The organism is Mesorhizobium sp. M2A.F.Ca.ET.037.01.1.1, from assembly GCF_003998075.1.
Taxonomy (GTDB): domain Bacteria; phylum Pseudomonadota; class Alphaproteobacteria; order Rhizobiales; family Rhizobiaceae; genus Mesorhizobium.
Map to the genome: position 1 here is coordinate 1 of NZ_RZSA01000017.1, position 18,171 is coordinate 18,171.

The 18,171-nt window shown below is 60.7% G+C and carries 15 protein-coding genes and 3 pseudogenes; 9 read left to right on the forward strand and 9 right to left on the reverse strand.

Going from position 1 to position 18,171, the window contains the following annotated elements:
- Together EOA27_RS02010 and EOA27_RS02015 are read left to right on the forward strand one after the other, a co-directional pair.
- Positions 1 to 1,903 (forward strand): ABC transporter permease subunit (locus tag EOA27_RS02010; protein ID WP_145970244.1); only part of this gene is annotated, 1,903 nt, incomplete at its 5' end.
- A 360-nt stretch (positions 1,904 to 2,263) separates the two neighbouring features.
- Entirely contained in the window at positions 2,264 to 2,650 is a 387-nt protein-coding gene (locus EOA27_RS02015; protein ID WP_126078819.1) for a hypothetical protein, read from the forward strand.
- 470 nt (positions 2,651 to 3,120) lie between these two features.
- Here the strand turns inward: EOA27_RS02015 and EOA27_RS02020 are convergent, their stop codons facing one another.
- Complete coding sequence (locus EOA27_RS02020) at positions 3,121 to 3,726, reverse strand: beta-propeller fold lactonase family protein (RefSeq protein WP_245491011.1); 606 nt, start codon at positions 3,724 to 3,726, stop codon at positions 3,121 to 3,123.
- On the opposite strand from EOA27_RS02020, the pseudogene EOA27_RS41880 reads away from it, so the two are divergent.
- Both EOA27_RS41880 and EOA27_RS02025 read left to right on the forward strand, forming a co-directional pair.
- Positions 3,679 to 3,933, forward strand: a pseudogene (locus EOA27_RS41880) (hypothetical protein); the annotation flags it as partial. The gene EOA27_RS02020 and the pseudogene EOA27_RS41880 sit on opposite strands and share 48 nt — an antisense overlap.
- A 356-nt stretch (positions 3,934 to 4,289) precedes the next feature.
- A pseudogene (locus EOA27_RS02025) lies at positions 4,290 to 4,955 on the forward strand (amino acid ABC transporter ATP-binding protein).
- Positions 4,956 to 5,036: 81 nt separating this feature from the next.
- On the opposite strand, the pseudogene EOA27_RS41885 reads toward EOA27_RS02025, so the two are convergent.
- From EOA27_RS41885 to EOA27_RS02055, 6 genes and pseudogenes are all read right to left on the reverse strand, one after another.
- Positions 5,037 to 5,162 (reverse strand): annotated as a pseudogene (locus EOA27_RS41885) (YeeE/YedE family protein); the annotation flags it as partial.
- A gap of 223 nt (positions 5,163 to 5,385) precedes the next feature.
- Positions 5,386 to 6,549, reverse strand: coding sequence for a mandelate racemase/muconate lactonizing enzyme family protein (locus EOA27_RS02035; protein ID WP_127255336.1), 1,164 nt, complete (start codon positions 6,547 to 6,549; stop codon positions 5,386 to 5,388).
- Between the two features lie 175 nt (positions 6,550 to 6,724).
- Positions 6,725 to 7,720 (reverse strand): ABC transporter permease, encoded by a 996-nt coding sequence (locus EOA27_RS02040; RefSeq protein ID WP_126078815.1) that lies wholly within the window; start codon positions 7,718 to 7,720, stop codon positions 6,725 to 6,727.
- On the reverse strand, positions 7,720 to 8,679 hold the full coding sequence (locus EOA27_RS02045) for an ABC transporter permease (protein WP_127255338.1): 960 nt from the start codon (positions 8,677 to 8,679) through the stop codon (positions 7,720 to 7,722). Before EOA27_RS02045 ends, EOA27_RS02040 begins: the two co-directional genes overlap by 1 nt.
- Positions 8,676 to 10,202 (reverse strand): sugar ABC transporter ATP-binding protein, encoded by a 1,527-nt coding sequence (locus tag EOA27_RS02050; RefSeq protein ID WP_126078813.1) that lies wholly within the window; start codon positions 10,200 to 10,202, stop codon positions 8,676 to 8,678. The genes EOA27_RS02045 and EOA27_RS02050 overlap by 4 nt, the downstream gene beginning before the upstream one ends.
- Positions 10,203 to 10,260: 58 nt before the next feature.
- A complete protein-coding gene (locus tag EOA27_RS02055; RefSeq protein ID WP_189353860.1) occupies positions 10,261 to 10,437 on the reverse strand; it encodes a hypothetical protein in 177 nt (58 codons plus the stop codon).
- A gap of 4 nt (positions 10,438 to 10,441) precedes the next feature.
- Here EOA27_RS02055 and EOA27_RS02060 point away from each other — a divergent pair, with 4 nt between their 5' ends.
- The 3 genes from EOA27_RS02060 to EOA27_RS02070 all read left to right on the forward strand — a co-directional run bounded on the left by EOA27_RS02060 (position 10,442) and on the right by EOA27_RS02070 (position 13,317).
- On the forward strand, positions 10,442 to 10,744 hold the full coding sequence (locus tag EOA27_RS02060; RefSeq protein ID WP_127409642.1) for a hypothetical protein: 303 nt from the start codon (positions 10,442 to 10,444) through the stop codon (positions 10,742 to 10,744).
- Between the two features lie 72 nt (positions 10,745 to 10,816).
- Positions 10,817 to 12,313, forward strand: a complete 1,497-nt coding sequence (locus EOA27_RS02065) for a sugar ABC transporter ATP-binding protein (protein ID WP_189343219.1) — start codon at positions 10,817 to 10,819, stop codon at positions 12,311 to 12,313.
- 35 nt (positions 12,314 to 12,348) lie between these two features.
- Positions 12,349 to 13,317, forward strand: coding sequence for an ABC transporter permease (locus EOA27_RS02070; RefSeq protein ID WP_189343218.1), 969 nt, complete (start codon positions 12,349 to 12,351; stop codon positions 13,315 to 13,317).
- Between the two features lie 105 nt (positions 13,318 to 13,422).
- On the opposite strand, the gene EOA27_RS02075 is transcribed toward EOA27_RS02070, so the two are convergent.
- Complete coding sequence (locus tag EOA27_RS02075) at positions 13,423 to 14,421, reverse strand: DSD1 family PLP-dependent enzyme (protein WP_126078808.1); 999 nt, start codon at positions 14,419 to 14,421, stop codon at positions 13,423 to 13,425.
- Between the two features lie 1,662 nt (positions 14,422 to 16,083).
- On the opposite strand from EOA27_RS02075, the gene EOA27_RS02085 reads away from it, so the two are divergent.
- Entirely contained in the window at positions 16,084 to 16,293 is a 210-nt protein-coding gene (locus EOA27_RS02085; protein ID WP_126078807.1) for a hypothetical protein, read from the forward strand.
- Positions 16,294 to 16,869: 576 nt separating this feature from the next.
- Here EOA27_RS02085 and EOA27_RS02090 read toward each other — a convergent pair.
- Positions 16,870 to 17,049, reverse strand: a complete 180-nt coding sequence (locus EOA27_RS02090; RefSeq protein ID WP_126078806.1) for a hypothetical protein — start codon at positions 17,047 to 17,049, stop codon at positions 16,870 to 16,872.
- 591 nt (positions 17,050 to 17,640) lie between these two features.
- Between EOA27_RS02090 and EOA27_RS02095 the strand changes: the two genes are divergently transcribed.
- Positions 17,641 to 18,171 (forward strand): hypothetical protein (locus tag EOA27_RS02095; protein ID WP_145970245.1); only part of this gene is annotated, 531 nt, incomplete at its 3' end.

Here is an 18,171-nt window from a genome sequence, read left to right on the forward strand (position 1 = left end):
GCCGGGGTTCCGGGCGCTCTCAGCCTTGCTCGATGCGCCGATGCGCGGCGCGCGACTGGTTCTCGCCTGGCTGCCCTGGCCGGCCGTGATGCTGGCGATTGCCGTCCTTGCGCTGAAGTCGAGTGGCGAGCGGCTGGCGATCTTTGCGCTCGCCACGCTCGCCTACATCCTGCTCGCCGGCTACTGGCCGCAGAGCATGAACACGCTTGCGCTGGTGCTGCTGGCGGTGCCGATCTCGACCGTGCTCGGCTTCCTGCTTGGCGTTCTGGGTTACGCTCTTCCGCGCTGGCGTCCGGTGCTCAACGGCGCGCTCGACCTGATGCAGACGGTGCCGGCCTTCGCCTACCTCATCCCGCTGCTCTTGCTGTTCGGCTTCGGCCCGGTGGTCGGGCTGATCGCCTCGGCGATCTATGCGACGCCGCCGATGGTGCGCAACACGATGCTCGGATTGGACCGGGTGCCGGCGGCGATCAGCGAGGCCGGCTTGATGAGCGGCTGCACGCGCCGCCAGCAATTCTGGCAGGTCGAGGTGCCGACGGCGCTGCCTCAACTTCTCGTCGGCTTCAACCAGACGACGATGGCGGCGCTGTCGATGGTGATCGTCGCCGCCATCATCGGCGGCTTCGAGGATATCGGCTGGGAAGTGCTGTCCTCGATGCGCAAGGCCGAGTTCGGCCAGAGCATCCTGTCCGGCCTGGTGATCGCACTGCTCGCCATCCTCATCGACCGCCTCACCATCGGCTTCGCCAAGGCGCCGGAAACCGGACCGACGCGCGTCATGCGCTGGATGACGCCGCGCTGGCTGGTGCTGTCTCTGACGATCGCGCTGGCTCTGGCCGTCGTCATCCGGCTGGCCGCGCCCGATGCGACGCTTTTGCCGGAAACGGGGCTGCGCATGCAGATGGGCGCCGTGAACCAATGGCTGCTGGGGCTGGTGCGTGACTATGCCTGGTTCTTCAACGGCGTTCGCAACGCCGTGCTTTACTGCTTGCTTCTGCCGATGCGCGTCGGCATTTCGGGTTCGGCGACGCCGGCAATGTGGGGCTTCTCGCTGCCACCGTGGGCCCTGGCCGTCTATGTCGTCCTGGTACTGGCCTTGGCCGTTCTGGCCGCGCGCCGCCTCGGCTGGCGGGCTGCGGTCGCGGTGGCCGCCGCCGGCCTCGTTCTCTACACCGGCTTCCTCGATCTGCCGTGGCCTGTCTTTATCCTTGCCGTCGCCTTGCTTGCCGCCCAGGTAGGCGGGCCGCGGCTCGGCCTCTTCGCGGTGGCGGGCTTCGGGCTGATCCTGGTCAACGGCCTATGGCCGCAACTGGTGCAATCGCTCTACCTCTGCACGCTGGCGGTGCTGCTTTGTCTTCTGGTCGGCGGCGCGCTTGGTGTTTGGGCGGCGCATAGTGAGCGGGTCTCCCGCGCCCTGAAGCCGATCTGCGACGCGCTGCAGACCATGCCGCAATTCGTCTTCCTCATCCCGGCGCTGATGTTCTTCAAGGTCGGCGAGTTCACGGCGCTGATCGCCATCATGCTCTACGCCATCGTGCCGCCGATCCGCTATGTCGAGCATGGCTTGCGGCATGTGCGCGCCGATGTCGTCGAGGCGGTCGAGCAGATGGGCGCGACGCCGCTGCAGACGCTGCTGCAGGCCAAATTGCCCCTCGCCTTGCCGGTCGTCATGCTCGGCCTCAACCAGACCATCATGGCGGCGCTGTCGATGCTGGCCATCGCCGCTCTTGTCGGCACGCGCGACCTTGGCCAGGCGGTCTATGTCGCGCTCGGCAAGGCTGATGCCGGCATGGGCCTGATCGCCGGCCTGTCGATCGCCTTCCTGGCGATCCTCGCCGACCGACTGATTCAGGCTGCCGTAGCGGGGACGACCTCTACCGTCTGGACGGCACACATGCCATAACGCCGACATGCAGCGCCGAGCCATGATTGTGGTGTTAGGAGCGCCTCGATTACCACCACTCTTGGCATAACGGGGCCAGCGCCACGTCGGCTTCATCCGTCCACCTCTGCTTCCGGCCCGAAAGCAGACTGACTGCCAAGCGCCTCACCACAGCCATTGGAGCGAGCCCGCCGGGGTCCTAGAAGCGGACCATTAGAACGGTCCTAGCCAGCTCATGGACGCCGTTGCAAACCGCTGCTGCTTTCGAGAGCGGTTAATAGAAAGCCTTTTCCCTCGACAAATGAAATCCAGCGGACCGCATCCGGACATCAAACACCTCGGCGTGAAATAAGACCCCCTCCACGACATAATGTTCCATCGTTGAGCTTCGTCGGCCCCAACGAATTGCCCAAGCGCGACACTGGTTTTGACAATGCACAGCCTCTCTTGCAGGAGAGGAAGGACAACGAGAACGCGCGCTTCGAATCTCTCTCGCGTCAGCAGCTTGAAGGTGGCAAGGGCCTTATCTCAAGGCGGAAAGGGCAGGATATGGAGAAAGCACAGATGGCCGCCTATCGCTCCGCCGCCACTTGGATCGAAACGGCTCTTGACTGCTTTGTCGAGGCCGCTGAGCGGATGCCCGAATATACATTTCTCGCCGAGCACCACTCTGCGCATGACGCGCCGCGTACACCGGCCGGCGACTTGGTGGCAGGCGTGCTGGAAAGGGAAAGGTGCCGCAGCTTTCCTGAGCGTCGGAATGACTGACTGGCTGATGCTTTCAGAGACCAACCGTCCAGTTGGCCCTTGGCATCCTCATCGGCCGGTCACGCTCGAGCGACACAGCTTCGATCACCTCGGCCGCTGCCTTCAGAACCAGATCTGCAGAGCGCTCGACCTCATCGAGCCGCCTCATAATCCGGAGGCGGAGACGCACGAGTTGGTGAAGCTCGGAACGCCTCTCGCCAATGGTCAAAGCTTCAAAACGCAAAACACTTACTCGGCACGCGGTACAAGCGGCTATGGTCGCTCAGACCAGTCGCCACCGCGAGATCGCCATCTGGCGAAACGCCTCCACCCTTTAGCGTACTCCGAGAGCCGATGGGCGTCACAGCCCGAGCGTTTCGAAACCGTTGCACGGTCGATGCCTGATCGCTCGAGTTCATTCAGAAAGCCGTCGCGGCGGCCTGCTCTACATCGTCCTGTGTGAAGAAAGAGCGGATTTAAAACTGACGGGTCTACCAACCGTTTATGAAGATGACGATTGCCGCCAGATTTTGACGCGCATTGGCGTGCCGGCAAACGTCTGGCTGATCTTCCGAAGCGATCCGCTGCTCACGTCGCGTTCGAAAACCACCAACGAACTGGTGCCCTGATTGGCAACAATCAAATATCGCACCGACGATATGATAGCAAAGTTGCGCGGCAATTCTCCGCCCGAATAGATGTTTTCTTTTAGCGCAAACATGGCTCGTTTCGTGGTCAACTTCAAATACGGCAATACTATTATGCCCTCTATTGGAAAAATACAAGAAACGCTCATCTGGAGATAGGTGAATATCCGCGCTGCTATTTTGACCACGGAAGCTTGCCGGCAAAGTGCTTGCCGTCATGCGTCGATTGAGTGAACCGTCCAATGAATCAAAATCGTATTGGCTTACACTGGACGCGATCTCATCAACAACATAGCCCGTCATCCCATCTTTTCGAAAAATGAAGTGGCGGGGACCTGAGCCTTTTGGGGTCGATACGAATTGCTTCGGTGTCTCGCGAAGACGACCCCAGTCCAGCCTCGTCGCGCTTGGTCGCGGAATTTCGAGCAGTGGCTGTTCAGCGCAGACCATATCGGCCTGCGTTACGGAATCGATTGCGAAGAGGCGCAATCACCAAAGCTTTCTCCCGGTATGCGCGGAATCGTGCTTCTGCTCCTCTGCCTTAAATTGGACGATGCTGACGATCTCTCGCTTATTGTCGACCAGCCGGAGGAGAATTCCGATCCGAAACCCATTCTGGATGAACTGGTCGGCCTCTTCCAGGCGTCGAAGGCGAAGTGACAGGTTATAATCCTCAAGCTGTTTCAGTCAGCGCATCTCGTCGGGCAGCAGAGGCCTCCGCAAGAACTCCGGCCAATCTGGCTCTGGATGGAGAATTGAGCGAACTGCCCCGTGAGAGGCTCGGAGAGATCGCCGCGCTGGATGCGCGCGTATTCGGAACAGACCGTGCGAGATACTTGCGTTGCTCGCATAGGATGCCCCCAATTGGCACATTGAGCCGTGGCGGAGATTGTTGGCTATTCCAAGTGTCGCGAGTTCGGGCGCGGCTTTGTGATTGACCTCGTCGTACCCCGAAATGACCAGCGCACGGTGTCTCGCGGCCGCCCATCTGCAAACCCTTCGGCGCCCTGGAGGTGCTTAAGGGCGTAAGCTTCGACGTACGCAAGGGCGAAGTGATCTGCATTATCGGCCCGTCCGGCTCGGGCAAGTCGTCGCTGATCCGCTGCATCAACGGGCTCAACAACATCCAGAAGGGCTCGATCAAGGTCGAAGGACAGGAGGTGAACGACCCGAAGCTAGACCTCCTCGCGCTGCGCAAGAAGGTCGGCATCGTCTTCCAGCAATACAACTTCTTTTCACACAAGACATCATAATGGCACCGGCCCTGGTGCTGAAAGAGCCGAAGAGGGAACGTAGAGGAACGCGCCCGTGCGCTGATCGCCAAGGTCCGCCTGCAGGGCAAAGAGGATACCTATCCGGGAGAGCTTTCGGGCGGTCAGCAGCAACGCGTGGCGATCGCGCGCAGTTTGGCCATGCGTCCGGCCGTCATGCTGTTCGACGAGGTCACGGCAGCGCTCGATCCGGAGACGGTGAAGGAGGTGTTGCTGACGATCAGGGAACTCGCGGCCGAGGGGATGACCTGCATCCTCGTCACCCATGAGATGGGCTTCGCCCGCGAAGTCGCTGACCACGTCTATTTTACTGATCACGGCGTAATCGTGGAGCACGGGCCGCCGACTGAGTTCTTTACCAAGGCGAAATATCCGAGAACCAGACAGTTCCTCAGCCAAATTCTATAAGACCGTAAAGTTTGGGTTCCACCGACAAGGTTCGATCCAGCCGGCCTGATTGGCGAGCGGACTAATCCCAGGGCCTATCCAACCCAAGGCTGACGCGGTCAGTCCCGATATCCTGGCGATACCGCGGTTCAGCAGCAGGTACAGTGCCGCCGAAAGGCCAATGAGGAGGCCGCCTGATAGCGGCCAAACGACGTTGAGGTCGGACATAGGAGCCAGTTCGTTAGGGGAAGCGGACGACGACTGATGACCGCCGATCTTGAGCTTGAGCCCCTCCCTCGTTGTGGCGGAGATGATTTGCGTCGTGGATCATCCAAGACCATAGCCGGAGCACCTTTCTCTCCAGTACCCTCAAGAACTCCACATTTGCATGTTCACGATCGCCGACGCTCGTTGAAAGCGAATAAGAGGTACCGTGCCATCAGGGCCAGTTCTAGTGCAATTGTCGGAAGACCGTAAACAGTTCGGCCTTCTTTTCAAAGCCGACACCTGGAATATCCGGTAGCCCGAGATAGCCGTCTTCCACGGCAATGCCGTCGGCAAAGCCGCCAAAGGGCTGGAAAACGTCCGGATAAGATTCGTTGCCGCCCAGATGCATGCCCGCGGCGATGTTAAGCGACATCTGATGGCCGCCATGCGGCACTACGCGTCGTGAGGACCAGCCAAGCGCCTTTATGATCTCCAGCGTGCGGAGATAATCAACCAGGCCGTAGGAGAGGGCGCAGTCGAACTGCAGATAGTCGCGGTCGGGCCGCATGCCGCCATGGCGCAGGAGGTTACGCGCATCCTGATGCGAGAAAAGGTTCTCGCCCGTCGCCATCGGGCCGTCATAGTGGCGCGTCAGTTCCGCCTGTAGCGCGTAGTCCAGCGGATCCCCAGGCTCCTCGTACCAGAACAGGCGGTACGGCCGGATCGCCTCGGCATAGGCGATGGCGGTCTTCAGGTCGAAGCGTCCGTTGGCATCCACAGCCAGATATTTGCCCTCACCGACCACCTCCAGAACGGCCTCGATGCGGCGCAGATCCTCATCCAGCGGCACGCCGCCGATTTTCATTTTCACCACCTTGTAGCCGCGGTCCAGATAACCTCGCATCTCCGCCTGAAGCTTCGAGTGGTCCGTGCCAGGATAATAATAACCACCGGCCGCGTAGACCCAAACCTTCTCGTCCGCCACGCCTGCCCGGTAACGGTCCGCCAGGAGGCGCCACAGCGGAACGCCGGCGATCTTGGCGACGGCGTCCCAGACGGCCATGTCTATGGTGCCCACCGCCACGGACCGTTCGCCGTGGCCACCAGGTTTCTCGTTGGTCATGAGAGTCTTCCAGATTGCGAACGGGTCGAGGTTATTCTGCTGATGGTCAATGAGCGTTTCCGGATCGGCGCCAAGAACTCGCGCGAAGAAACGGTCGCGCATTAGGGCGCCCTGTCCATATCGGCCATTCGAATTGAAACCGTAGCCAACCACAGGTTTGCCGTCACGTACGACGTCGGTGATCACGGCGACGGCCGAGCAAGTCATTTTGGAAAAGTCGATGTAAGCGTTGGCGATGGGGGAGGCAATCGAGACTGTCTTTTCCCTGATGTCCACGATGCGCATGTTTGGTCCTGTCCTTCGAGTGGCGCTGCCGCCGCCTTGCAGTAAGTGGCTGCCTGCGAAATCGCCTGTGCAGTTGGCTTCGTTCTTCGATGGCTTCCGCGATGGCTCGGGCAGCCTCCTCGTAAGTCCTCGAGCATCATCCAGACGTCCAGACCTTCCGATCTAACTGGCGCCCTCAGATGTCGCCGTTCTTGTCGGTGAGGCCGTGGATCAGCAACATGACCAGGATGATTGCGCCGAAGACTATTTGGCGTGCGGCGGGGGGCATCTGCATCACGGAAAGGATCGACGACAGAAGCGTGATGAAGAGAGCCCCGACGAAGGTGCCGATATAGTTGCCTCGACCGCCTTGAATCGAGGTTCCCCCGATTACCACGGCCGAGATGACCGGCATGAGATAGGGGTCCCCCATACCCTGATAGGCCTGGTTGGTGTAGCCTAGCAGGAGGATGGCGCCGAAACTGGAAAACAACCCTGCAAGGACGAAGGTTGCCACTCTCACCAGATGAACCCGTGCCCCGGCAAGAAACACGGCACGTCGCGAATTGCCGAGCGCATAAAGGTAGTTTCCATAAACGGTCCGTTTGAGCATCCAGACGGTGATCGCTGCAAGGACGGCCCAAACGAGAAAAGCATTGGGGACGCCGAAGCTCCTGCCGGTCGCCGCCTGGGTTGCCAGCCAGGGGACTTCACCGTTGGGGCGGCTGTTGCCGGTGTAGAAAACCGCGGCGCCCAGCAGCATGGCGTTGACGGCCAGCGTCCAGACCATCGCAGGAACGCGAAAGATGGCGACACCGATGGCGTTCAAAAAGCCGACCGCCATGCCGAGGCACAGACCCAGCGGAATTGTCAGGCTGGCGACCAGGGGATTGGAGCTGCCGGAGGCCGAGATGACGACAATCGCCGTCCCCGTGATGGTCCACGGTACTGAAAGGTCGATCTCGCCGAGCAGGATCACCATCATGGCGCCGGTGGCGATGATGCCAAGAAAGGCGGCGATCTGAAGCTGCTGCAACAGGTAGCCGGGCTTCAGGAAGCCGGGATACAATAGCGAGCCGCCCAGAAGCAGAGCGACGCAGCCTAGGGCGATCAGCAGGACCGACATCCGGTCCCGGTTGAGCCAGCGGGGTGATTTGCGTGGCGTAACGGTTCGCTCGGTTGCATCAGTCATCAGCGGTACAGCTCAAGCCGGCTGCGCACCCGGAAAACGCCAAGCGCGCCGAGTGCAATTGCGGTTGCCAGGATCAATCCCTCGAAGAACGGTTGCGCCAATGGGGGCAGTCCGGAGAAGAACATCAGCGACGAGATGGTCTTCAGGATCAAAGCGCCGATCACGGCGCCGATGGGGCTACCCGCGCCACCGCTCAGCGCAACGCCGCCCAAAACGACGGCGGCAATCGAGTTCAGCGTGTAGGACGGCGCGATGTTGGGATCACCAGTGAGCGTGACCATGCTGACATAGATCCCGGCAAGGGCCGCGATGAAGCCGCTGCTGCTATAGGCGACGAGCTTGAGCCGATTCACGCGAAGGCCGGTCATGTAGGCTGACTGTTCCGACGACCCGACGCCATAGAGGCCCAGCCCGACGGTCGTGCGGCGCAAAAGGACCAGCAATACGACGAGGACGACGGCAAGAATGACCGCCGAGACGGGGATGCCCGCCACCGCATAGGTGAGCGCGTCCGACATCGTCTCGTCGATTCTGCCTCCAGGCGTTGGCCGCAGAAGCAGGGCGATGCCGCTGAAGATGCCACCTGTCGCCAGGGTGGCGACAATCGGCTGCACCCGGCCATAGACGACCGCGATCCCGTTCACCAGCCCGCAGGCCGCCCCGACAGCGAGCACAGCCACCATGCCAAGGGCAATCGACGCTGGAGACGCGTTGAAAACGAAGGACGCCACCACGTTGGTCAGCGCAACGACGGATCCTACCGACAGGTCGATCCCCTTGACCAGGACGACAAAGAACTGGGCGATCGCGGCAAGCCCAAGCAGCGTCCCCTCGTTCGACCAGATGGTAACCACATAGGTTGAGAAGCCGCGTGGATGAATGGCGATATAGACGGCGAAAAGCACCACGAGAGCGAGCTCGGCAATTGCTTCCCTTGCATTTTGACGAAGCCAGGTCATGACATTTGGGCCCGAGCGTGAAGATGCACGTTCATTGAGGCGGCGATGAGCGCGTCGGCGGACAGCTGATCGCCCTTCAGTTCCTTTGCCACGCTGCCCCGGTAGAAGACATAGACCCGGTCGCACAAATGGATAAGCTCCTCATAGTCGGTCGACTGCAGGATCACCGCCATTCCTTCGGCCGCCAGATCGGTGAGCAGCCTGTAGATCTGGGCCTTGGTCCCGAGGTCAATGCCGCGCGTCGGGTCCATCAGCAGCAGACATTTGGGCGACAGCACCAACCATTTGGCCAGCACCACCTTCTGCTGGTTGCCGCCCGACAGCGTTGCAACGGGATCCTCGAGCGAACCATAGGTCAGGGCCAGGCGTTCGATGAGTTGCCGCAGCCGCGCATCGCTGTTGCCGTTCAGGTCGAGCAAGCCGAATGGCGCCCGCCCGAGAGCCGCCAGACGCATGTTCTGGGCAACCGACATGCTGGGGATCAGCCCCTCTGTCTTGCGATCCTCGGGCACAAGCGCCAGACCGATATCGGATTGTTTCAGCCTCGGCGGCTTCAGCCCGTTCAGTCGCTTGCCATTGAGGTCGATGCGGCCCGTCACTCCGCGCAACACACCGAAGACGGCATGCATGATCTGCTGCTGGCCCTGCGCGTCCAAACCGCCGAGCCCGACGATTTCACCGGCGCGCGCGGCCAGCGATACATTGACGAGCTGGCTTTGCCAGCTCACGTCAGATACATCCAGAACGGTGATCGCTGTGTCGGGCACAGGTGGGCGACGCGGCGGGAAGAGTTCTTGCAGCGAGCGGCCAATCATGAGGCCCACGATCTGATCCGTCGTGCGCGCGCCGACGTCGAAGGTCTCGATATGTCTGCCGTTGCGGAAGACGGATATGCGGTCGGCGATGGCGTAGACCTCATGCATGCGATGTGAGATGAAAAGGATCGCGACACCCTGCGCCTTCAGCATCCTGAGGACACCGAACACCGTTTCGACGAGCTCGCTGGTCAACGCCGAGGTCGCCTCGTCAAGAATAAGAAGCTTGGGCTTGCGGAACACGGCTTTCGCGATTTCCACCAGCTGTCGCTCCGACAGGGAAAGGCCAGAAACGCGAGCGCCGAGCGGGATTGACGTGGCACCAACCAGGTCCAACGCCTCGCGCGCCTCTCGATAGACGCCACGCTCCACCAGTCCCATCCGGGTGCGCGGGGCGGCAAGCACGATATTGTCGCCAACCGAAAGGTGCGGCATCAGCGACAGTTCCTGGAACATGCAGACAGTGCCCTGTTTGGCCGCGTCGCGCGGGGAAGAGAAGCGCACCGTCTGCCCGCCGATGGAGATCGTTCCGCTGTCCGGCTGGATGACGCCAGCCAACAATTTCATCAGCGTCGATTTGCCCGCGCCGTTCTCGCCGAGAATGGCGTGCACGCGTCCCGGTTCGCAGCGGAAATCCACCTTTGTCAACGCCGGGACGCCGCCATAGGATTTCGACACCGATTTCAGTTCGACATAGCGATCGGCCATGCGCGCTCCGTTGCCGCACGATCTGGCCGGCGCAATGCCGGCCAGATCGTGTCACGGCTCAATTGGCGTTGTCGGCCGTCTGGCCCTGCAGCTCATCCGGCGTGAACACAGGGAAGCACTGCGGAAAGCCGGTGGCCGTGTAGAAGGTCTTCGGCAGGTCGGGGAAGAAGTCCTTGCCTTCGGCCAGATCGGCATTGTTCTTCTGGGGGATCGGCAAGAACACCTTCTGCGGCAACGCGTTGCCCTCCAGCAGCACGACTGTCGAAGCGGTGAAGTCCGGCGAACTGCTTTTCGACATCGGCGGTCATTGGCTTCAGGGCGGCTTCGCGCTGGTCACCCTTTTCGACCAGATCAAGGGCATTCCGGTGCCGCCTGGTGCCGACAACGTCAAGCTGAAGCTGCTGCCGCTGACCAAGGATCGGGTCGCGCAGTTTGAAAAGGATTTTCCAGGCGGCGTGCCCGCCTATGATTTCCGGCAGCACTCCCGCTTCTACAACAAGGACGCCAAGCCAGCCGTTTTCGAGATGCAATACAGCAACTGAACGGACGTTCGGCCTGCCTGCCGCCTTATGGTTGCAGGCAGGCCTCACCCTGATATTGGACGCGTTCGGTTCATGACGCTTACCGCGAGCAATTTGCATAAGAGCTACGGCCAGACACGTGCTGTGCATGACGTCTCGATTGAGCTGCGGCCGGGTACGGTTCACGCCATCGTGGGCGAGAACGGAGCCGGCAAATCGACGACCCTGCGCATGCTTGCCGGTGCCGAACGGCCTGACGGCGGCGAAATGACCTTGGATGGCGCAAGATACGCCCCACGAAGTGTCATCGGCGCGGCGGCCCTTGGCGTGTCGCTCGTCTACCAGGAAATCACGATCAACCGCTCATTGTCCGTTGCGGAGAACATCTTCATCGACCGCCTGCGGATGTTCGCCGGCCGCCTCGGTTTCATCGACCGCAGACGCATGGAATCGGCGGCGCAGGCGATCCTGGAGCGGATCGGCGCGCAGATATCGGTCTCATCGGATACAGGCAGTCTCAATCTCGGCGAGCTGAAATGCATCGAGATCGCTCGAGCTCTCTCGACAAGTCCGAAAATTCTCCTCCTCGATGAATCCACCGCCTATCTGGATCATCGGGAGGTTCAAGCCGTCCTTCGCGTCATCGGCGAACTCAAGGCGCAGGGGATGACGATAGCCTTCGTTTCCCATCACCTCGACGAGGTGCTGGCCGTCGCGGACGAATTGACGATTCTCAAGGACGGCCAATTTGTCGGAACGTATCGCACGAGCGAGATCGTGCCGCGTGAAATTCATCGCCGCATGGTGGGGCGCGGGCTTGCGAAAAGCATCTATCCGCCACGGCCGGCAAAAGACCCGGGCAAGACCGAGCGGGATCCCGTCGTTCTCGAAGTCAGCGACGTCGCGGTTGGACGCGAGCTGAGCAACATCAGCCTGGATGTTCGCGCTGGCGAGATCCTCGGCCTTGCCGGATTGAAAGGCGCCGGCGCCGAAGCGCTGTTTGCGGCCATTTGCGGCGACTTGCCTTTGCGCCATGGCTCCATGAAGCTCGCTGGCGCCCGCTACGCGCCGTCGAGCCCGACTTTCGCATGGCGGCAGGGCGTGGCTCATCTGCCGGGCGACCGCAACAATGAAGGGCTGATTGCCGAGTTCAGCGTACTCGACAATCTGGTGATGGCCCGCCCGCCGCGTCATGGGCCGGTCTTCGATCGCGCCGCCGCAATCGCCATCGCGGGCGATCTCATCGCCCAGATCGGCATCAAGGCGCAAAGCGTCGATGCGTCCTGTCGTTTGCTCTCGGGAGGTAATCTGCAAAAGGTGGTGATCGGCAAATGCCTGGCCGTCCAGCCACGCCTGCTCCTGCTCAACAATCCTACGCGTGGGGTCGACATCGGCGCCCGCGCGGAAATCTACCGCATCATAAGGCAGATGGCGACGCAGGGCCTCGCCATAATCCTGTCCTCGGAAGACATGCCTGAACTGATCGGAATGTCAGACCGGCTGCTGGTGCTCCGACAGGGATATGTCACGCATCGCATCGAGACGGCAGCCGATGCCACCGAACACGACATCATTGGACATATGGCCTGACCATGGAAACGAACGAGACAGCCGGGACAACGGCGATGCCGAACGCGAGCGGCGAGCCGATCCGGAACGCAGGCAGGCTCGAACTCGTCAAGCGCAGCTTTCCGCTTGCCATGCTCGTTCTGCTGATTGTGATTTTCTCGATATTGTCGCCACGCTTCCTGACCTTCAGCAACCTTCTCATCGTGCTTCAACAGGGCACGGTGCTGCTGGTCGCGGCGCTGGGCATGACCTTCGTCATCATGGCGGGCTCGATCGATCTTTCGGTCGGCTCAATCGTCGCCCTCGCGGCATTGGTGACGGCGCTGACCGCAGATCGTCTCGGCGCCGCGGCAATCGTCCCGGCCATTGCCGTTGGCGCGGTTGCCGGCTGGATCAACGGCATGCTCCTCGCCAAGGGCAAGGTCCCGTCCTTCATAGCCACCATGGGAGCGATGGTGGTCTATCGCGGCATCGTGCTCCTTTTCACGCGCGGCGCTCCGGTGTCGATAGAGGACGAGCAATTCCTCAACGCCTATGCCGAACGCACTTTCGGCATTCCCCATTCGGTGATCATCGGCTTGGTGCTGACCGTGTTTGCCTATGGCATCATCAACAGGACAGTGTTCGGACGCGAGGTCCGCGCCGTCGGCGGCGGGGAACGCGTCGCTATGTTGACAGGCATTCAGGTCGCCCGCGTGAAGATCCTCATGTATGTGCTTCTAGGGACCCTGTGCGGCATCGCGGGATTGCTGCAGGGCGCGCGCGCCATGGCCGCCACCGCGCAACTCGGGGAGGGGCTTGAACTGGACGTCATTGCAGCTGTCGTGGTCGGCGGAACGCCTTTGACCGGGGGCGTGGGCAGTGTTGTCGGCACCATCCTGGGCGTTCTGATCATCACGCTGCTGTCGAATGGCATGAACATGACCGGCGTCGATCCATACCTTCAGAATATCGTCAAGGGGACGGTTCTGGTTTGTGCCGTCTTCGTCACCATCGATCGCAAGAAGATCGGTATCATCAAGTAGAGGCAATCGGCTTCGGATGGGCCGAAGATCACATCAGCTATCGTTGTCTTTGCGCGCCTCGTCTCCAGGCCATATCTTGTGGGGCCTCTGGAAGAACCGCGAGCATCATTGCATCATTCCGCGCGCCGCTACAGGAAAGACGCATTCGACCCGTTTGCCGCTCATGCCGACATACCAGTCATAGCGGTCGACCGTTGGATCGCAATGGCCGGGAACGAGGCGTAGCGTTTCTCCGATGGCAAGGCTTCCGGGATCCGAACGCAGGATGAGCGAACCGTGCTCATCCGATGCGCCGGCATAGTCGATATCCTGTCTGGCGTGAACGAGAGGAAGCCCGCTGTCGATGGCAATTCCCTTGTGGCCGCAATCCAGAACCGCGATGCCGGGACGGGCAGCACTCATGACGGTGCTCAACACGAACAGCGATTGTTCGAAATCGGGAGCGGGGCGATTTCGTGCATAGTCGGCATCCATGAACGCATAGGACCCAGCCTGCAACTCGTTGTAGACGCCGCTGGCTGCCTCGTGGGCAAAGGTACCCGTGCCTGCGCCGCCTATGATAGCGCATTCCAGCTTTTGCCGCCTGATCGCGGCGACAGTATCCGCCGTTCGCGCGGCAGCCTGGCCGATTGCGTCGCGTCGCTCCTGTTCGGTGCGCAGGTGCTGGGCGCGCCCTTGATAGGATTGCAGGCCGCCGAACACCAGATGGCGGCTTCTCGCTATGCGTACCGACAGCGCCGTGGCCGGTTCGCCGGGCTCCACACCGCAACGGCCGCCGCTGACGTCGATCTCGACCAGCACGGTCAACCGCGTGGCAGAGGATTCGGCAACTGCTTCGATCTGGTCGACCACGATCGCGCTATCGGCACAAATCGAAATCTTCGACATGTTGGTCAACGCGGCCAGACGCGCCAGCTTGCGGGAGGAAACGACCTCGTTGGAAACGAGGATGTCGCTGACCCCGCCCCAGGCAAGAACCTCGGCCTCCGCTGGTTTTTGCGCGCACTGGCCGTCCGGATGTGCCCGCCGCTCTGCCTGGCGATGGCGGATGTCGATGAGGTCGTGGACCGGTTCGAAAGAAGCTTCGCGGCTATCAGGACCCAGTGAGCTTCACCCCGTTTGGTAGCGGCACTGAGCCATGATAGAAGCGAACGTAAGCAGCCCGGTCGCAGTCGGGGCGTCAGGCACGTCGTCTTCACCTGTTGAATGTCCGTTATAGGTGAAGGGGCCTAAGACGCAGTCGGTCCGCTCTCCTCTTTATATTCAAGAAGGCGTCCGAAACCTTTAGGCTGCTGCATTTCCGATCGGGAAATTCACAATCCGAGCTGCCCAGCAAACCGTGTCGACGGCGTCCTCGCCGTCGCCGACTTTCCATGGCATAAAGCCCTTACCGGGCCGGTTGGTCAATTTCGTCATCGAGCATGCGGCGAATGGTGCATATGGCGTAACTTATTCGCAAGCTGCGGGCCTTGGCAGTCAGCGGGGCATGTTGTGTCAATTACATCAGTGACACCTAGATGTTTATGAGCCGCGAAAGGCGTAGCTTTTCAGGGTATCCAAGCCGCGACGAAGCATTGCACGACGGGCATCCGAAATACGCTATGCGCTTAAACCAAGTCCCTTTCCGAACGATTTGATGTCCGCACTGGAGACACTCCGAATGTGAGATATTCATTGTCTAGTTCGTCAGGGATCGGCAATAATACACCTTTGTACCGATTGGTGCCCGCCGATTCGCAGGTCTCAGCGGGCACCCATTGAACCAGCGATGAAGGGACTATGCTCGCCGGCGAGAAGCTCATCCTCGTCCCTCAGCCCGGCCGAGTAATTTGCCGGGTGACAGTGTTGACGGCGAGCCGCTGGATGCCTTGCTGGTTCGCTTGTTAGGCTCTAAATGAGGCGCCCGGTTTAGATATCCTGGGCCTTCAGTATTGGTGCTTTCGCGGATTGGCCAGTAACCAGCCCGCCCGGCCACGACGCCGAGGTGTTGGTTCGGGGTGTGGTCAATGGCGGCACCGAATGGCTATCACATGATGGCAGCCGGACGCTCCGCTGCCGGCCAACTCCCTATGTCAATTGAGATTTCGAGCTGATTGATTTCATGCTAATCGAAGGCAGGGCCTAAGCATTTCACTGATTTGATGGCCCCTATCCCTGGTGACCGACGGCATCCCTCCGCCCCCCGCCCGAGACCGTCGGTCGCCAATTTACTCTCTGACACATCCATTTTCGGCAAGGCCAGCGCCACCGAGGGCCGCTGCCTCAAATAATTCTATTCGTGCAGGAACAACGCGGCTGGCCCTAAGTTAGCGCCTACTAACGAAAGGAAGCGCAGGAATGAGATTCGTCGTCGTTCTGGACCCGGCCGACCAATGGCTGGTCCTCGACCGGTCTACTAACCTGCCTGCCGAAGTGGGTGACAAAGTGCTCATTGGGCTATCGCATTCGGAAGCCGAACGGCTTGCACGCGAGGCCAATGCTCAGAGCCGTTGGCCGCCTAGTTTTGCCTCTCCTCAGTGCTGCCGTCTTGGAGGCCAGGGATACCGCCGCTGAAGTTTTCGGGTTCATCGATCTGTCTACCCATGCTGAGGCAAAGATCGGCAGAATCCGCCTCGGGGAAGCTATCCACTTCGTGGCGAATGGTCTTTTACGGCGAGCCGAGAACCCCAAGCCTCAGCGCCAGCCGACGCTTTCGTGTACCGGACCCAAATCCTCGTATGCTTCGGCCGGTAGATTTTTTGAGGCGGGAGGTTCGCGGGGGCGAAGATGCAATGGCTTGAGCGCGTGAAGGCGGGCATGTCCGCCGAAGCGCGCTACGAAAGCGCAGCCTATCGCGCGCAGGCCGCTCATCGGCCGCCATGCCGGACTACACGTTTGATGCTGGATCTCGTGCCGTTTCTGCAGCGCGTTGCCGACGCACTGGCACCGTTCGTTGCAGACAAGGCTCCATTTAACTCTCGCGCAAGCTTCAGCTAATATTCTTGTCCTCGCCACTGTTTACGGGAGGCCGATTTGAATCAGCCCACTAGGCTTGAGAACCTACAATTCACTCAATCCATGCTGAAAGAGGTGCGCCGTGTGTTAGACGGATCAGGCGAGACACTTCTGACGTACCTTCTCGATATGGCAACGGTTGAAGCTGAGGAACGCGCCAACTCGATCCAGTACAGCGATTAGACCATCTACAACTATGAAATCTAGATCGGGCCGCGTCGACCTGGAATCCCGCCGGCAGGAGCCCACGGGACTAAAGGCAGGGCAAAGGCAATCAAGCCGGCTGAACGGGCCAGGACCCACAGGCGACGGAGCCGGCAGAATCGACGGGCCGCCACCTGCCGCGATGCTCACGCTTCGTCAAAACTGGCTTCTCATCCGCCTTCTTCATGGGTATCCCCGGTTGATCTCTCAAACGCGGGGAAGCTGTCTGTGCGACGCTGGTTTCAAGCACACAAAAAACCCGCCGGCCGGAGCCAGCGGGTGAAGTTTAAGGTTGGTCTCGGCCCCACCAGGGTCGAGCATCCATAAGGGCACATTCCGGGGCGACCTGCTCCCTCAAATGTTAAATGCTATAGGCACCGGTCGAGTCTCGGGCTGCTGAGCTTCGAGCTTTGTCGATCGGCTCGACGGCAAAATCGAGCCGCCAGCAACCAGCATCAAATAGGCGTCTCGCTGCGCCTGGCTGAAAGCCTCTGCACGTGCCTCGCTATAGGCATCGGCTTCGCCATCATCCATGCCTTTGCCGGTTAGCTCAGCACTATCTTCGGATCGATGTAGAACGTCGCCGACGGCTTGGCGGCGCACACCCCCACGAAGATCCATCCCTTCTGTTGTGGGGTGAAGGTAGCTGCGAGCTTGAACAGCGCCGTCTATCCACCCCAGGTCGACGAGCTTGATGTGACGCGGCCGCTGCAAGAGTTTCGGCGGGACACGTCCTGACGAATGAGGATTTCGGCGACGAGGACGAGCCCAGATATTCGACCTCTATCCAGATTTCATCGTTGTTCGGCAGAGAGGCGGCAATGCCTTCTAGGGGGTGCTGCGACTGATGATCGACAGCGCCTCCGCTGCAGGGCGAGGTACCGGACGCGGGCGCTGCCGACCGTTTCCTCGCCAAGACACGCGTTCAGACCGAGCACATCGACGCCAACGACTTCCTGTACTCACTAAGGTCGTCGTTTAGCTTTGATACAGGGCTCAACTCTCCACGATCGTGACCAAGGTCTTCGCATTAGGAGCTCGATAACGATTCGGTAATAAAAGGCTACGGATGAGAGGCTGGCCCTGATTCACCAACGAGACGGCGTTGTCGCCGGTGGGACTGCCATGCGCATTAAAAGCCTGATTATCATCAGCATGGTGAGCGCGGCCGCACTCATCGGATTGGTTGGCGCGGTCGCCGTTGTCACGCAGGTGACGGCGGCCAAATATCTGGGGCTGACGGAAGCGACCAATGTCGCGCGTGAGCTGGCCGACACCATCGTTTTCACACCCTCCGACGGCTCGCCCTCGCTGCTCGATCGACCCGATGCATTGAAGGAATACCTCGAGCAGCAACATCGCCGCGCGCGCCGCGATTTTATTATCGTCGACCGCAGCAAGCGGATTGTCGCCCATGCCGCTGACGAGGAGCATAAGACCGGCGAGACATTCGATCACGATCCAGGCAACGAGGTGGGCCTCACGCTGCAAGACGGTGTTCCGCGCCGGTTCGTCGATCCGAGGGAAGGGAACGCCATTCTTGCCGTTCCGATCGAACAGAACGAGGACACGATCGTCGGCGCCGTGCTTCTGGAATATGACCCGGTGCTGACCGCCGCCGAGCAGCGGACCAATGGTCTGCTCTGGCTCGTCGGC

What these genes read in the sequence shown, in the direction of transcription:
- EOA27_RS02045 (WP_127255338.1), bottom strand. Translation starts at nt 8,679, where the DNA reads ATGACCTGGCTTCGTCAAAATGCAAGGGAAGCAATTGCCGAGCTCGCT.
- EOA27_RS02050 (WP_126078813.1), bottom strand. Translation starts at nt 10,202, where the DNA reads ATGGCCGATCGCTATGTCGAACTGAAATCGGTGTCGAAATCCTATGGC.
- EOA27_RS02020 (WP_245491011.1), bottom strand. Translation starts at nt 3,726, where the DNA reads ATGGTCTGCGCTGAACAGCCACTGCTCGAAATTCCGCGACCAAGCGCG.
- EOA27_RS02035 (WP_127255336.1), bottom strand. Translation starts at nt 6,549, where the DNA reads ATGCGCATCGTGGACATCAGGGAAAAGACAGTCTCGATTGCCTCCCCC.
- EOA27_RS02065 (WP_189343219.1), top strand. Translation starts at nt 10,817, where the DNA reads ATGACGCTTACCGCGAGCAATTTGCATAAGAGCTACGGCCAGACACGT.
- EOA27_RS02070 (WP_189343218.1), top strand. Translation starts at nt 12,349, where the DNA reads ATGCCGAACGCGAGCGGCGAGCCGATCCGGAACGCAGGCAGGCTCGAA.
- EOA27_RS02085 (WP_126078807.1), top strand. Translation starts at nt 16,084, where the DNA reads ATGCAATGGCTTGAGCGCGTGAAGGCGGGCATGTCCGCCGAAGCGCGC.
- EOA27_RS02090 (WP_126078806.1), bottom strand. Translation starts at nt 17,049, where the DNA reads ATGGATGATGGCGAAGCCGATGCCTATAGCGAGGCACGTGCAGAGGCT.
- EOA27_RS02040 (WP_126078815.1), bottom strand. Translation starts at nt 7,720, where the DNA reads ATGACTGATGCAACCGAGCGAACCGTTACGCCACGCAAATCACCCCGC.